General features: G+C 66.8%; 14 protein-coding genes. 7 read left to right on the top strand and 7 right to left on the bottom strand.

Going from position 1 to position 14367, the window contains the following annotated elements:
* Positions 1–4: 4 nt before the first annotated feature.
* The 7 genes from GXN78_RS12765 to dnaA form a co-directional block, all read right to left on the bottom strand.
* Positions 5–1195: a metallophosphoesterase gene (locus GXN78_RS12765; protein WP_106559572.1), complete on the bottom strand. Its 1191-nt coding sequence runs from the start codon at positions 1193–1195 to the stop codon at positions 5–7.
* Positions 1196–1300: 105 nt separating this feature from the next.
* Entirely contained in the window at positions 1301–1621 is a 321-nt protein-coding gene (locus GXN78_RS12760) for a hypothetical protein (RefSeq protein ID WP_239142690.1), read from the bottom strand.
* Positions 1608–2069, bottom strand: coding sequence for a carboxypeptidase-like regulatory domain-containing protein (locus GXN78_RS12755; RefSeq protein ID WP_239142689.1), 462 nt, complete (start codon positions 2067–2069; stop codon positions 1608–1610). Before GXN78_RS12755 ends, GXN78_RS12760 begins: the two co-directional genes overlap by 14 nt.
* Before the next feature lie 122 nt (positions 2070–2191).
* Positions 2192–2689, bottom strand: coding sequence for a hypothetical protein (locus GXN78_RS12750; RefSeq protein ID WP_106559575.1), 498 nt, complete (start codon positions 2687–2689; stop codon positions 2192–2194).
* 203 nt (positions 2690–2892) lie between these two features.
* Entirely contained in the window at positions 2893–5517 is a 2625-nt protein-coding gene (gene gyrB, locus GXN78_RS12745) for a DNA topoisomerase (ATP-hydrolyzing) subunit B (RefSeq protein ID WP_181360652.1), read from the bottom strand.
* 97 nt (positions 5518–5614) lie between these two features.
* The gene (dnaN, locus tag GXN78_RS12740) at positions 5615–6721 is read right to left on the bottom strand and encodes a DNA polymerase III subunit beta (RefSeq protein WP_106559577.1); all 1107 of its coding nucleotides are present in this window, start codon (positions 6719–6721) and stop codon (positions 5615–5617) included.
* 268 nt (positions 6722–6989) lie between these two features.
* Positions 6990–8369, bottom strand: coding sequence for a chromosomal replication initiator protein DnaA (gene dnaA, locus GXN78_RS12735; RefSeq protein WP_106559578.1), 1380 nt, complete (start codon positions 8367–8369; stop codon positions 6990–6992).
* Between the two features lie 315 nt (positions 8370–8684).
* Between dnaA and rpmH the strand changes: the two genes are divergently transcribed.
* From rpmH to GXN78_RS41200, 7 genes are all read left to right on the top strand, one after another.
* Positions 8685–8819, top strand: coding sequence for a 50S ribosomal protein L34 (rpmH, locus tag GXN78_RS12730; RefSeq protein ID WP_007834827.1), 135 nt, complete (start codon positions 8685–8687; stop codon positions 8817–8819).
* A 64-nt stretch (positions 8820–8883) separates the two neighbouring features.
* The gene (locus GXN78_RS12725) at positions 8884–9282 is read left to right on the top strand and encodes a ribonuclease P protein component (protein WP_106559579.1); all 399 of its coding nucleotides are present in this window, start codon (positions 8884–8886) and stop codon (positions 9280–9282) included.
* Positions 9279–9566, top strand: a complete 288-nt coding sequence (gene yidD, locus GXN78_RS12720) for a membrane protein insertion efficiency factor YidD (protein WP_106559580.1) — start codon at positions 9279–9281, stop codon at positions 9564–9566. The genes GXN78_RS12725 and yidD overlap by 4 nt, the downstream gene beginning before the upstream one ends.
* Positions 9563–11260, top strand: a complete 1698-nt coding sequence (gene yidC / locus GXN78_RS12715) for a membrane protein insertase YidC (RefSeq protein ID WP_106559581.1) — start codon at positions 9563–9565, stop codon at positions 11258–11260. Before yidD ends, yidC begins: the two co-directional genes overlap by 4 nt.
* Before the next feature lie 72 nt (positions 11261–11332).
* Positions 11333–12739, top strand: coding sequence for a tRNA uridine-5-carboxymethylaminomethyl(34) synthesis GTPase MnmE (mnmE, locus tag GXN78_RS12710; protein WP_106559582.1), 1407 nt, complete (start codon positions 11333–11335; stop codon positions 12737–12739).
* Between the two features lie 95 nt (positions 12740–12834).
* Positions 12835–13302 carry a cyclic nucleotide-binding domain-containing protein gene (locus GXN78_RS12705; RefSeq protein WP_106559583.1) on the top strand — a complete coding sequence of 156 codons (468 nt, stop codon included), beginning with the start codon at positions 12835–12837 and terminating at the stop codon, positions 13300–13302.
* A 479-nt stretch (positions 13303–13781) separates the two neighbouring features.
* Positions 13782–14366, top strand: a complete 585-nt coding sequence (locus GXN78_RS41200) for a hypothetical protein (protein WP_239142688.1) — start codon at positions 13782–13784, stop codon at positions 14364–14366.
* Position 14367: the final 1 nt, after the last annotated feature.

Here is a 14367-nt window from a genome sequence, read left to right as displayed (position 1 = left end):
CCTCTCAGGGCTGCTCCGGCACCAGCCTCAGCAGCGTGATCTCCGAGGGCGCGCCGAAGCGCTTGGGCGGCCCCCAGTACCCGGTGCCACGGCTCGTGTAGACCCACATCTCGCGCAGGCGGTGCAGCCCGGCGGTGAAGGGCTGCTGCAGCGGCACGAACAGGTTCCACGGAAAGAACTGGCCGCCGTGCGTGTGGCCCGACAGCTGCAGCTGGTAGCCCGCCTCGGCCGCGGCCGGCGCACTGCGCGGCTGGTGCGCAAGCAGCAGCCGGGTGCGCACCAGCGGCGGCGCATTGTCCAGCGCACCCTGTGGGTCGCTGGCATGGGCGGCATCGAAATGCGCCGCGGTGTAGTCGGTCACGCCGGCCACCACCAGGGCGCTGTCGAGCACCTCCTCGTCGGTCTGCGCGCCCTTCACGTTGCGGGTCTGCAGCACCACGTGCTCGTTGAGCAGCACGCGCAGGCCCAGGCGCCGAAGCTCGTCGATCCAGGCGTGGGCGCCGGCGTAGTACTCGTGGTTGCCGGTCACCACGAAGGTGCCGTGGCGCGCGCGCAGGCCGGCCAGCGGCGTCACATGCTCGCGCAGCTCGGCCACGGTGCCGTCGACCAGGTCGCCGGTGATCGCGACCATGTCGGCGCCCAGCCGGTTGACCGCGTCGACGATGCGCTGGATGTAGCCGCGCCGGATGGTCGGGCCCACGTGGATGTCGCTGAGCTGGGCGATGGTGAAGCCCTCGAGGCTCGCAGGCAGATCGCGGATCGGCACGTCGACGCGCACCACGCTGGCGGTGCGCCGGGCGTTGAAGAAGCCGATCAGCGTGACCAGCGTCGCGAGCAACGCCACTGCCGCTGCGCTCCAGGACTGCGCGCTCGGACTATCGATCGACCCACCACCGACCCAGGCGAGCGCCCAGGCCAGCAGCAGGCCTGCATCGCGCACCAGCGTGAGCACGAAGATCGAGGAGAACCAGCCCATGCTCAGCAGCCCCAGCCATTTCCAGCCATGGGCCAGCGCCGGACGCCTGGCGCCGGTGCGCGCACCGATGAAGGGCAGCGGCATGGTCGCGGCCGAGAGCAACAGCGCGGCCAGCAGCAGCGGCCAGGCGCCGGTGAGGCTCGCCAACGCAGGCAGAAGCCGCAGGCCTATGTAGACATGCAGCAACGTGACGAGGAGTGTGAGGGGGCGAAGCGGCATCGAGGCCTTGGTCGGTAGCGGAGCACCAGCAGCGCATGTGGGCGCTTGTAGCGCCGCATTCAAGGCGTGTGCCAGCAAAAAGTAACGGCCCGTTCCACGGCAGCCTCACTCGATCACGAAGGCCAGTGCCACAGCGCCCAGCGCCAGGATAGCGAGGCCGGCCAGGAACAGCAGTTCGGCACGGCGCTCGTGACGTGGCCCCTGGTGGCGCGAACGTATCGAGGCAAACGAAAGCACCGCACTCGCCAGGAAGACCAGAGCGTCGAAGGCCAGCAGCTTGTCGATCAGCACACCCGAGCGGCCGTTGCGGCGCAGCCGGCCGATCGAAAGCACCGTCATGCACACCCCGACCATGGTGGCCGAGGTCGGCAGGATGTGGGCCGAGAGGCCCCGAGGCTCCTCGGGCTGTGGCTCACGAATGCGCACTGACGTCGGTGCCGGCCGGCCAGAGGAAGAGCGTGCGGGTCGGGCTGCCGGCGTGAATCTCGACCGTTTGCTTCAGCGTGCGGCCGGCCAGCGTGGCTTCCACCTCGTAGCGGCCGGGTTCCAGGCGCGCCACCATGAAGGGGCCCTCCGCGCTGACCTGCGACAGCAGCGCGTGGCCGGCGGCATCCCGCACCGTGACGGCGACATCGGCCGCGAAGTCGGAGCGGCTGCCGTCCTTGATCGCGAACTCGAAGGTGGCCGGCCAGCGCGGCGCCACGGTCTGCATCAGCGCGGCTTCGTCGCTGCTGATGCCCCCGCTCATGTACTCGATGCCATTGGCCATGTGGATCGGCGGGTTGTACGCCGCATGCGCTGCGAGCGCACCCAGAAGCGACGCGCCTCCAAGCGCCAGGGCGGCCGCCGGCCGCCAGAAACGGGTTGTGTTCATAGCCATGTCCTTGCTCGGGTTGGGAAGCGGAGACGAAGCGTTTCGCCCCACGCCCGGGACTATGGGCGGCCAGCCTTAGATGAAGCTGAACTTCGGCGGCGCGCTGCCGCAGGCGCGCTGCGTCAGTCGCTGGTGCGCGCAGCTGCCTGCTGCTCCGCCCTGCGCGGGCCGCCGGCATTGGCGAAATCGACGTTGGAAGGCCAGACGAACACGGCCCGCGAAGCGACGCCGTTGAACACCGTCAGCGGCTGCCTCAGCGTGACCCCCGCCAGGGTGGCCTCGATCTCGTAGGCGCCGGGATCGAGCCGCGCCAGCATGAAGGGGGCGCCCGCGACGGCTTCCATGATCGGGCGGCCGGTATAGCGCTCGCGCACCACCACCGCCACATCGGCAGGTACCTCGCCGGGCTTGGCGCGGTTGACCGAGAACTCCAGCGTGGCCGCCCAGCGCGGCGACACCATGCGCATGAACGCCGCCTCGTCGTTGCTCTTGCCGCCGCACATGTACTCGATCCCTTGGGTCATCAGGATCGGCGGGTTTGACGGCAGCGCCTGCGCCGATGTCCATGCACCAAGGAAGACCCATGCCGCCAGGGGCCACCCGATCCGGTTCGCTTTCATGCTGCTGTCCTCGCTCCAAAAACGGCGTCCAATCGGCCGAAATTCTTGCTTAGCAAGAGTCGGGCTAGGTATAGCGTTTACGAGCAGTGCGGCTGCGAAGCGCGCCGGATGCGGGACTTTTTTGCAGCCCTCATGTTGGAAACCCACGTGGCGGCCAGCGCTCGAGCACAGGCAGGCGGATGGAAGGCGCCGAGGCGCCTGCCTTACACGTCGATATTCGCCGCCCGCAGCGCGTTCTGCTCGATGAACTCGCGCCGCGGCTCGACTTCGTCGCCCATCAGCATGGTGAACACGCGGTCGGCTTCGATCGCGTCGTCGATCTGCACCCTGAGCAGGCGTCGCACGTTGGGGTCCATGGTGGTTTCCCACAGCTGCTCGGGGTTCATCTCGCCCAGGCCCTTGTAGCGCTGGCGCGAGGTGGCGTTCTCGGCCTGACCGATCAGCCAGCGCATGGCCTCGCGGAAATCGCCCACCTTCTCTTCCTTGGCCTTCTCGCCCTCGCCGCGACGCGCCACGGCGCCTTCGCCCAGCAGGCCGCGGAAGGTCTTGGCGGCTTCGGCGAGCGCGGCGTAGTCGGCGCCGTGCACGAAATCCTGCGTGATCACGCTGCTCTTGATGTTGCCGTGGTGGCGTCGGCTGATGCGCAGCAAGGGCTTGTCGGTGCGCACGTCGAACTCGCTGGCCACCTCGGCCGGCACGCCGGTGGCGCTGAGCTCGCGCAGCTTGGCCTGCAGGGCCACGGCCGAAGCTTCGGCAGCGGGGGTGGTGTCCAGGTCCAGCGACACGCCGTCGGCGATGGCGCGCAGCGCCTCCGCGTCGAGGAAGTTGCCCAGGCGCGCAATCACGGCCTCGGCCAGCTGGTGCTTGCGCGCAAGCTCGGCCAGGGTGTCGCCGCCGAGCGTCGTCGGCTCGTTGCCGCCGGTCCGGATGCTCGCGTCCTTGAGCGCCACCTTCAGCAGGAAGGCGTCTAGCGCCGGGCCGTCCTTCAGGTATTGCTCCTCCTTGCCGACCTTCACCTTGTAAAGCGGCGGCTGCGCGATGTAGATGTGGCCGCGCTCGACCAGCTCCGGCATCTGGCGATAGAAGAAGGTCAGCAGCAGCGTGCGGATGTGGGCGCCGTCGACGTCGGCGTCGGTCATGATGATGATGCGGTGGTAGCGCAGCTTGGCGACGTTGAAGTCGTCGGCGCCGCCACCCGCCGTGGTCGCGCCGGCGCGGCCGATGCCGGTGCCCAGCGCGGTGATCATGGTCAGGATCTCGTTGCTGGTGAGCAGCTTCTCGTAACGCGCCTTCTCCACGTTGAGGATCTTGCCGCGCAGCGGCAGGATGGCCTGGAACTTCCGGTCGCGGCCCTGCTTGGCCGAACCGCCGGCGGAATCGCCCTCCACCAGGTAGACCTCGCACAGCGCCGGATCCTTCTCCTGGCAGTCGGCCAGCTTACCGGGCAGGCCCATGCCGTCGAGCACACCCTTGCGGCGCGTCATCTCGCGCGCCTTGCGCGCCGCCTCGCGCGCCCGCGCGGCCTCGACGATCTTGCCGCAGATGATCTTGGCGTCGTTCGGGCGCTCCTGCAGGTAGTCGCCGAGCAGCCGCCCGACGATGTCCTCCACCGGCGCGCGCACCTCGCTGGACACCAGCTTGTCCTTGGTCTGGCTGGAGAACTTGGGCTCGGGCACCTTCACGCTCATCACGCAGCACAGGCCTTCGCGCATGTCGTCGCCGGTGACTTCGACCTTGGCCTTCTTGGCCAGCTCGGTCTCCTCGATGTACTTGTTGATCACCCGCGTCATCGCGGCGCGCAGGCCGGTAAGGTGGGTGCCGCCGTCACGCTGCGGAATGTTGTTGGTGAAGCACAGCACCTGCTCGTTGTAGCCGCTGTTCCACTGCATCGCGACCTCGACGCCGATATGCGTGCCGGGGATGCCGCCGTAGGTGTCGGCCGGCCGCTCGCCTGCGGCGTAGAACACGTTGGGATGCAGGACCGTCTTGCCCTTGTTGATGAACTCGACGAAGCCCTTGACGCCGCCGGCCCCGGAGAAGTCGTCTTCCTTGCCGGTGCGCTCATCCAGCAGGCGAATGCGCACGCCGTTGTTGAGGAAGCTCAGTTCGCGCAGGCGCTTGCTGAGGATCTCGTAGTGGAAGTCGGCGTTCTCCTTGAAGATCTCGGTGTCGGGCAGAAAGTGCACCTCGGTGCCGCGCTTCTCGGTGTCGCCCGTGACCTTCATCGGCGACACCTCGACGCCGTTCACCTTCTCGACGATGCGGTTTTGCACGAAGCCCTGGCTGAACTCGAGCACGTGCACCTTGCCCTCGCGCCGCACGGTGAGGCGCAGCATCTTGCTCAGCGCGTTCACGCAGCTCACGCCCACGCCGTGCAGGCCGCCCGAGACCTTGTAGCTGTTCTGGTTGAACTTGCCGCCGGCATGCAGCTCGGTCAGCGCGATCTCGGCGGCCGAGCGCTTGGGCTCGTGCTTGTCGTCCATCTTGACGCCGGTCGGGATGCCGCGGCCGTTGTCCACCACCGAGATCGAGTTGTCGGTGTGGATGGTCACGACGATGTCGTCGCAGTAGCCCGCCAGCGCCTCGTCGATGGAGTTGTCGACCACCTCGAACACCAGGTGATGCAGGCCGGTGCCGTCGGACGTGTCGCCGATGTACATGCCGGGACGCTTGCGCACCGCCTCCAGCCCCTCGAGGATCGTGATGGAGCCTTCGCCGTAGGCATCGGCGGCGGGTGGCGTCACTTCGATCGGGATTGCGCTGTCGATCTCGGGGGTGTAGACCGGCTCGGTGTGCGGCGTTTCCGGCTTGCTGTCTTCGCTCATCAGGATCTTTCTACTCTCTCGGGAACCAGGTTTTATCGTCTCTTGAAAGACCAAGCCCGCGGAATGCGCGGGCGGTCTCGTCACTCCCTGTCGAACGCCATCAGATGCGCATCGGCATGACGACGTACTTGAAGGACGCGTTGTCGGGGATCGTCATCAGCACGGAGCTGTTGGAGTCGGCGAGGTCGAGCTTGACCATGTCCTGGCCCATGTTGGCCAGCGCATCGATCAGGTAGCCCACGTTGAAGCCGATCTCGATGGCGTCGCCGCCGTAGTCGATGTCGAGCTCGTCCTGGGCTTCTTCCTGCTCGGCGTTGTTGGAGGCGATGCGAAGAGTCCCGGGCTCGATGTTGAGGCGCACGCCCTTGAACTTCTCGCTGGTCAGGATGGCGGTGCGCTGCAGGCTGGCCAGCAGTGGCGCGCGGCCGAGCGTCACCGAGTTCTTGTGGTTCTTGGGGATCACGCGGTTGTAGTCGGGGAACTTGCCCTCGACCAGCTTGGTGACGAACTCCATGCCCTCGAAGGCGAACTTGGCCTGGTTGTTGGCGAACTGCATCTCGATCGCGCCCTCGGCGTCGGACAGCAGGCGCTGCATTTCGAGCACCGTCTTGCGCGGCAGGATCACCTCCTGGCGCGGCACCTCGACGTCCAGCATGGCGGAGGCGAAGGCCAGGCGGTGGCCGTCGGTGGCCACCAGGCTGAGTTGCTTGCCCTCGGCCACGAACAGGATGCCGTTCAGGTAGTAGCGGATGTCGTGCACCGCCATCGCGAAGGAGACCTGGCTGAGCAGGTCTTTCAGGGTTTTCTGCGGCACGCTGAACACGGGACCGAAGTTGGCGGATTCCTGCACCAGCGGGAAGTCTTCGGCCGGTAGCGACTGCAGCGTGAAGCGGCTCTTGCCGCCCTTGAGCACCAGCTTGCTGGCGCTGGACTCCAGGCTCACCGTCTGGTCGGCCGGCATGGTGCGCAGGATGTCGATCAGCTTGCGCGCGCCCACGGTGGTGGTGAAGTTGCCCTCGTCGCCGCCGAGTTCCGCATGGGTGCGGATCTGGATCTCCAGGTCACTGGTGGTCAGCTGCAGACGGGGGCCGGTCTTGCGAATCAGCACGTTGGCCAGGATCGGCAGCGTGTGGCGCCGTTCCACGATCCCCGCCACCGACTGCAGGGCGGCGAGGACTTTGTCTTGTGTAGCCTTCAAAACGATCATGACTTACCTCTTCCTTTATTTCTTTAATTCAAATTAGTAGTAGTAGATAAGGGGCGCGCCCCGCTGTGGACAGAGCCATTTTCCGCTTTGGCGACAGGTACTTGCCGTTGCCGGCTGGCTGTGTGCAGGCGTGCTTCGGTGCTGTCGCGCCAAGGCGCACAACTTCCGGGAGTGCGACTCGCCTGTGGACAACAGTCCGTTTGTGCCGGAACTTTCCCCAGAGTTGTCCTTTGACAGGCCTTCGTGAATCTGCGATGACAGCCATGCATCAGCCCTTGAGGGTTTGTTCCAGCACGTGCAGTTGCTGGTTGAGCTCGGTGAGCTGCTGGCGCTCGCCGGAGATCTTGCGCACCGCGTGCAGCACCGTCGTGTGGTCGCGGCCGCCGAACAGCTCGCCGATCTCGGGCAGGCTCTTCTGGGTCAGCTCCTTGGCCAGGTACATCGCGATCTGGCGCGGCCGCGCGATCGAGGCCGGGCGCTTCTTCGAGTACATGTCGGCGACCTTGATCTTGTAGTAGTCGGCCACCGTCTTCTGGATGTTCTCGACCGAGATCTGCCGGTTCTGGATCGACAGCAGGTCGCGCAGCGCCTCGCGCGCCAGGGCGATCGAGATCTCCTTCTGGTTGAAGCGCGAATAGGCGAGGATCTTGCGCAGCGCGCCTTCGAGCTCACGCACGTTGGAGCGCACGTTCTTGGCCACGAAGAAGGCCACTTCCTCGGGCATCTCGGCGTTCTCGGCGCGCGCCTTGTTGATCAGGATGGCCACGCGCATCTCGAGCTCGGGCGGCTCGATTGCCACCGTGAGCCCGGAGTCGAAGCGCGAGACCAGCCGCTCGTGGATGTCCGCCAGCCCCTTGGGGTAGGTGTCGCTGGTCATGACGATGTGCGACTTCTTGGCCAGCAGGGCCTCGAAGGCATTGAAGAATTCTTCCTGCGTCCGGTCCTTGTTGGCGAAGAACTGGACGTCGTCGATCAGGAGCAGATCGAGCGAGTGGTAGCGCTCCTTGAACTCATCGAAGGTCTTGCGCTGATAGGCCTTGACCACATCCGACACGAACTGCTCCGCGTGGATGTAGAGAACTTTGGCGTCGGGGCGGTCGGACAGCAGCCGGTTGCCCACCGCATGCATCAGGTGGGTCTTGCCCAGGCCGACGCCGCCGTAGATGAACAGGGGGTTGTAGAGATGGCCCGGCGTGCCGGCCACGTGCATGGCGGCGGCGCGGGCCATGCGGTTGGCCGTGCCCTCGACCAAGGTCTCGAAGGTCAGGCCGGAGTTGAGTCGGTTCTTGAAGGCGCCGCCGGACGGATCCTCGCCCGGACCGGCCACGTCGCGTGGCACATCGGTTTCGACTGCGACGGCCATGGATACAGGCCGGGCAACGATTTCGCGAGGAGCAAGCGCTAACTCGATGATCACCGGCTGGCCATAGAGCTTCTCGGCCATGGCGGCGATCTTGCCCGCGTACTGAGCCCGGATCCAGTCCAGCTTGAAGCGGTTGGCGACGAAGACGGTGACCCGCGAAAGATCGTCCGCGACCCTGGCGGTCAGCGGCTTGATCCAGGTGTTGAATTGCTGTTCCGACAGTTCCTGCGCGAGCTGGTCGACGCAGGCTTGCCAGAGGCTGTCGCCAATGCCTTCACTCGGCATGGGGGGTCTGAAAGGTCAAGTGTCCCTCGATCATTTGTCGTTCTGCTTGTGGATAGTCGCCCCTGGGATGGGCCGGTGATTCTAACTTGTCAAAACCTTATCCACATGGTTTTCCGATGCGCGGAAACCGCTCCCAGGCACGCGTGGATTGTTGCGGCGCAGAATGTTTGCGATAATCGCGGGTTTCCCTGAAAACCTCTTTGTGGGTTTCGGGGTAATCAAACTTGATCTACGGTCAGCCCGGAGCCGCTTTGGCAACAGGCGTGGCAACAGAACCCGACAGCCCAGCTTTGCGGGTCCACCAGGAAATCCATCATGAAACGCACCTACCAAGCATCCAAAGTCCGCCGCGCCCGTACCCACGGCTTCCTGGTCCGCATGAAGACCCGCGGCGGCCGCGCCGTGATCAACGCACGCCGCGCCAAGGGCCGCAAGCGCCTCGCCGTCTAAGGCTCCGTTGCCAGTCGTTCCGCTGCCGCCGTCCTTGTCCGTCGGCGCCCTGCGATTGGCTTCCATGCAGCGGCTCAAGACCCGCGCGCAATTCCAGGCTGTTCTTGCAGGTGCTACCGTGGCGCGCACCACCCATTTCGCCTTGCACCGTTGCGCGCTCGACGCGCAAGCCGGCTCTATGCCGTTGTTCGCCACGCAGGACGTGTGGGTCGGGGCAATGGTGCCCAAGCGCTGGGCGCGACGGGCCGTCACCCGCAATGCCATCAAGCGCCAGATCTACCGAATGAGTTCGGCCGCCGAAGCCTCGTTGCCACCTGCTGCGCACGTGGTGCGGCTGCGCGCGGGCTTCGACCGCAAGGAATTCGAAAGCGCGAGTTCCGACAAGCTCAAGGCCGCCGTTCGCGCCGAGCTCCAGCAACTGCTGGAACGCGCCGCCCGTGCTGCTGCTGCGAGCGCATCATGAAAGCCCTGCTGATCGGCCTGGTGAAGGCCTACCGTCTGCTGCTGAGCCCTTGGCTCGGCCAGGGCTGCCGCTTCGAGCCCACTTGCTCGGTCTATGCCATCGAGGCGCTCGAGCGCCACGGCGCGGCGGCCGGCAGCTATCTGACTCTGTGCCGTCTCGCCCGCTGCCAGCCGTGGTGCCAGGGCGGCCATGATCCCGTTCCCCCGAGGAAGGAGCGCGGTGCCCGCGATACGCGTGCGCTGTTCTCCTCCCTTTTCTCCGACGACAAGAAGTCTTCTTCATGAACGATATTCGCCGCACCATCCTGTGGGTGATTTTTGGTTTCTCGCTGGTGCTGCTGTGGGACCAGTGGCAGGTCTTCAACGGCCGCAATCCCACCTTCCTGCCGTCGACCAAGCCGCCCGCGACAGCGACGGCGCCGGTGGCCGCACCGGCCGGTGCAGCTTCGGGTGCGGCATCAAGCGCAGTGCCGCAGGCCACCAGCACGACCCCGTCCAGCACCAGCGGTGCCGGTGCGGTGCCGGATGGCAAGACCGCTGCGCCTGCGGCGAGCGAAAAGGTCGTGGTCACCACCGACGTGCTCAAGCTGACCTTCGACACCGAGGGCGGTTCTCTGGTGCAGAGCGAGTTCATCCAGCATGACGACCTGACGGAGAAGGACAAGCCCTTCGTCCTGCTCGACCAGAGCGCCAACCGCTACTACGTGGCCCAGACCGGCCTGATCGGCGGCACCTTCCCGACCCACAAGACGCCGATGACCTTCACCGGCGAACGTACGCTGAAGGAGGGTGCCAACGACTTGGCGCTGCGCTTCGAATCCGCGGACCTGGGCGGAGTCAGGCTCGTCAAGATCTGGACCCTCAAGCGCGGCTCCTACGACATGCAGGTGCGCCACGAGATCGTCAACACCGGCACGGCGGCGGTCTCGCCGCAGCTCTATCTGCAGATCGTGCGTGACGGCAACAAGCCGCCGGGCGAGTCCTCCTTCTACTCGACCTTCACCGGCCCGGCGGTCTACACCGACGCCAAGAAGTACCAGAAGATCGAGTTCAAGGACATCGAAAGCAACAAGGCCGACTTCGTCAAGGAAGCGACCAACGGCTACGTTGCGATGGTGCAGCACTACTTCGCGAGCGCCTGGCTGCTGAAGGACGGCGTTCCGCGCGACCTGTTCGCGCGCAAGGTCGACAACAACCTCTACGCGGTCGGCATGATCACGCCGGCCGGCGCGGTGGAGCCCGGCGCCTCGAAGGCCATCGACGCCGAGTTCTTCGTCGGCCCGCAGGCCGAGAAAACGCTCGAAGCCGTGGCGCCCGGCCTCGAACTGGTCAAGGACTACGGCATCTTCACCATCATCTCCAAGCCGCTCTACTGGCTGCTCGACAAGCTGCACACGATGCTGGGCAACTGGGGCTGGGCCATCGTCGCGCTGGTGGTGCTGCTGAAGGCCGCCTTCTACTGGCTCAACGCCAAAGCCTACGCCAGCATGGCGAAGATGAAGGCCATCAACCCGAAGGTGATGGAGATGCGCGAGCGGCTCAAGGAAAAGCCGCAGGAGATGCAGCAAGAGATGATGCGCATCTACCGCGAGGAAAAGGTCAACCCGATGGGCGGCTGCTTCCCGATCGTGATCCAGATCCCGGTGTTCATCGCGCTCTACTGGGTGCTGCTGTCGTCGGTCGAGATGCGCCACGCGCCCTGGATCGGCTGGATCAAGGACCTGTCGGCGCCGGACCCCTGGTTCATCCTGCCGATCGTGATGACTGCAACCTCGTTGTTCCAGACCTGGCTCAACCCGACGCCGCCGGACCCGATGCAGGCCAAGCTGATGTGGATCATGCCGCTGGCCTTTAGCGTGATGTTCATCTTCTTCCCGGCCGGCCTGGTGCTCTACTGGATCACGAACAACGTGCTGTCGATCGCGCAACAGTGGTTCATCAACAAGCGCCTGGGCGTGCTCGGAAAAATCGGCAAATAGCGGGCGAACGCACCCGTCTCGAGCAAGGGCCGCAGAATGCGGCCCTTCTTCTTGAAGATTCGACATTCATCCATGCTGGCGCGCACCACCGATCCCATCGTCGCCATCGCCACGGCCTCGGGCCGGGGAGCGGTCGGGATCGTGCGCGTCTCTGGCGCGCGGCTGGCGCCCGTGATCGCGGCGATCTGTGGGCGCAGCCTCAAGCCGCGCGAGGCCACCTACCTGCCCTTTCGCGATGCCAGCGGCGGCGCCATCGACCATGGCTTGGCCATTCACTTCCCGGCGCCGCATTCCTATACCGGTGAAGACGTGCTCGAGCTGCAGGCGCACGGCGGGCCGGTGGTGCTCCAGCTGCTGTTGGCACGCTGCCTTGAAGCTGCCGCCGAAGACGACTCCGCCACCGGCCGGCCCCGGCTGGCCGGCCTGCGCGTGGCCGAGCCGGGGGAATTCAGCCAGCGCGCCTTTCTCAACGGCAAGATCGATCTGGCCCAGGCCGAGGCCATCGCCGACCTGATCGACGCCAGCACGGAGGCGGCGGCACGCAGCGCCGGGCGCTCGCTGTCGGGCGCCTTCTCGCAGGAGATCCACACGCTGCGCGACGCCTTGATCCACCTGCGCATGCTGGTGGAGGCGACGCTGGATTTCCCGGAGGAGGAGATCGATTTCCTGCAGAAGGCCGATGCCGAGGGCCAGCTCGTCGCCCTGCAGGCGCAGCTGGGCGCGGTGCAACTGCGTGCGCGCCAGGGCGCGCTGTTGCGCGAAGGCATCAAGGTGGTCATCGCCGGCCAGCCCAACGCAGGCAAGAGCTCGTTGCTCAACGCTCTGGCCGGCGCCGAGCTCGCCATCGTGAGCCCGATCCCGGGCACCACGCGCGACGTGGTGTCGCAGACCATCCAGATCCACGGCGTGCCCCTGCATGTGGTCGACACCGCCGGCTTGCGCGACAGCACGGATCTGGTGGAGCAGATCGGGGTCGCGCGCGCCTGGGGCCAGATCGAAGGAGCCGACGCCGTGCTGTTCCTGCACGACCTGACGCGCGTGGCCGGCGCCGACTACGCGCAGGCCGATGCGGAGATCCTGCGGCTGCTGAGCGAGAAACTGCCCGCCGGCGTGCCGGTGCTCGACGTCTGGAGCAAGCAGGACGCAGCCCCATCGGCGGCGCCGGCCGCGGGCATCAGCCTGTCCGCCAGGACCGGCTTCGGGATCGAGGCGCTGCGCCAGCGCCTGCTCGAGGTGGCCGGCTGGCAGGCGGTGCCGGAAGGCGTCTACCTGGCGCGGGCGCGCCATGTGCAGGCGCTGTTGCGCGTCGAGGAGCATCTCGCGATGGCCGCCGAACACCTGGCGGCCCGCGCACAGTCCCTCGATCTGCTGGCGGAGGAGCTGCGCCTGGCGCAGAACGCGCTCAACGAAATCACGGGCGAATTCGGCGCGGACGACCTGCTGGGTGTGATTTTTTCCCGGTTTTGTATCGGAAAGTAGACAGAAAGCGTTAGTAGATGTGACTTCTGTCACTGCAATCTGACGCAATCGTCGATACTGCGTTCCGGCACGCACGCACAGCAGGGTGAATCAACATGTCTTCGAGCATCCAGGATCTTTGCCGCGCCGTCGCACAGAACACCAGCTACGACGCGTTCGCTCCGGCCTTCAATGCCCAGCAGTGGGAGATGTTCGCCGGTTATCTGCAGCCCTACGACCTCAACGCAGGCCAGGTGCTGATCGACCAGGGCGCCCACGACCGCACGCTCTTCTTCATCGAGCGCGGCGCACTCAGCGTGCATCTGATCGGCAGCCAGGGGCAAATGCGGCTCGCCATCCTCAATCCCGGTTCGGTGGTGGGCGAAGGCGCCTTCTTCTCCAGGCTCCCGCGCTCGGCGAACGTGGTGGCCACGGGCGCGGCGCGCGTCTGGCGGCTCACGGCCATCCGCTTTGCCGAGATGTCGAACCGCCAGCCTGCCCTGACCCTGGAGCTCTCGATGGCCTTGGGCGCGGTGATTGCGAAGAGAATGGTCAACAAGCCCAAGCGCGTGGCGGTGACCTGAAGCCCTCGGCCTGACGAGTGCGTCGACCACCATCCTCCGCCGCTTGGAGGGTGATGCGTACAGATTGAGGGGCTTCCAAGATGGCTGTGGAGTGCGCGTCCTGCGGGACGCAGAATCGCGACGGCGCCAAGTTCTGCAAGGGCTGCGGCCATCGGCTGGTGGCCGTTGCTGTCGCCGCGAACGACCGGGTTGCGCCCGCCGGGTGGCCGATCACGCAGCGGATGCCGCTGCCCGAGGCCCTGGAGAAGAGGTCTTCATCCGCCGCCGATGAAACAACCGTGGCGATCGGTCGTTCGCCCGCCCCGCCACCGCGGGTGCCAACTCGCCCTGCCCCCTTGCCACCGTCTCCGCACGCGGTTCGAGCGCCGAAGGCGGCATCGCGTCCCGCCGCGCTCTCCGCCCCGACGGCACGGCGCCGATCTCGGGCGCTGTGGGGCGGGGCCCTGCTGTTTGTCGTACTCGCTGCGGGCGCCTGGTACATGCAGAGCCCGCGCGACACCATGACGCCGGCCGTGAGCCAGACACCTGCCGCGGCGGGAGCGGTCGCCATGGCGCCGCCGGCTCCCGCGCGTGAGGCGGTGTCGCCCACTCCGGCCCCCCAGCCGGCGCCGCCTGCCCAGAGCGCACCGGCCCCGGCTGAAGAGCCCGCTCCAGCGCCCCAGGCGACGGCCATCGCCGAGCCGCCCGCATCAGCCCCGCCATCCGCCAAGGCCGAAGCCCCGGCGAAGCCCGCGGCCGCTGCTGCGCCGAAGGCTCCGGCCGCTGCCGCGCCCAAGGCTGTGGTCGCCGCCGCGCCCAAGCCGCGCAAGGCTCCGCCGGCCGCGCCGACGCCCGCACCCCAGCCAGCGCCGACGCCTGCAGCGGTCGCCGCCGCGGCGCCGGCCGAACCGGTCGCGCCGCCCAGCCCCGAGGCGGCATGTGCGAGTCAAGGCTTCTTCGGCCGCTCGCGCTGCATGGTCGCTCAATGCGCCAAGCCCGAGAACAGGGCCCACGCCCAGTGCGACGCGGTGCGGCGCCAGCAGCAGATCGACGAGGAGAAGCGCAACCCGAGCCTCGCCAACTGAG

The sequence above is a fragment of the Variovorax sp. WS11 genome, from assembly GCF_010499245.1.
Lineage (GTDB): Bacteria > Pseudomonadota > Gammaproteobacteria > Burkholderiales > Burkholderiaceae_C > Variovorax.
This window is presented reverse-complemented; position numbering and strand designations above follow the sequence as displayed.

Excerpts from the sequence above, each read along its gene's own strand:
- GXN78_RS12705 (WP_106559583.1), top strand. The coding sequence starts at position 12,835 with ATGTCTTCGAGCATCCAGGATCTTTGCCGCGCCGTCGCACAGAACACC.
- GXN78_RS12765 (WP_106559572.1), bottom strand. The coding sequence starts at position 1,195 with ATGCCGCTTCGCCCCCTCACACTCCTCGTCACGTTGCTGCATGTCTAC.
- GXN78_RS12755 (WP_239142689.1), bottom strand. The coding sequence starts at position 2,069 with ATGAACACAACCCGTTTCTGGCGGCCGGCGGCCGCCCTGGCGCTTGGA.
- dnaN (WP_106559577.1), bottom strand. The coding sequence starts at position 6,721 with ATGATCGTTTTGAAGGCTACACAAGACAAAGTCCTCGCCGCCCTGCAG.
- GXN78_RS12725 (WP_106559579.1), top strand. The coding sequence starts at position 8,884 with ATGCAGCGGCTCAAGACCCGCGCGCAATTCCAGGCTGTTCTTGCAGGT.
- yidD (WP_106559580.1), top strand. The coding sequence starts at position 9,279 with ATGAAAGCCCTGCTGATCGGCCTGGTGAAGGCCTACCGTCTGCTGCTG.
- GXN78_RS41200 (WP_239142688.1), top strand. The coding sequence starts at position 13,782 with ATGCAGAGCCCGCGCGACACCATGACGCCGGCCGTGAGCCAGACACCT.
- GXN78_RS12750 (WP_106559575.1), bottom strand. The coding sequence starts at position 2,689 with ATGAAAGCGAACCGGATCGGGTGGCCCCTGGCGGCATGGGTCTTCCTT.
- mnmE (WP_106559582.1), top strand. The coding sequence starts at position 11,333 with ATGCTGGCGCGCACCACCGATCCCATCGTCGCCATCGCCACGGCCTCG.
- yidC (WP_106559581.1), top strand. The coding sequence starts at position 9,563 with ATGAACGATATTCGCCGCACCATCCTGTGGGTGATTTTTGGTTTCTCG.
- dnaA (WP_106559578.1), bottom strand. The coding sequence starts at position 8,369 with ATGCCGAGTGAAGGCATTGGCGACAGCCTCTGGCAAGCCTGCGTCGAC.
- rpmH (WP_007834827.1), top strand. The coding sequence starts at position 8,685 with ATGAAACGCACCTACCAAGCATCCAAAGTCCGCCGCGCCCGTACCCAC.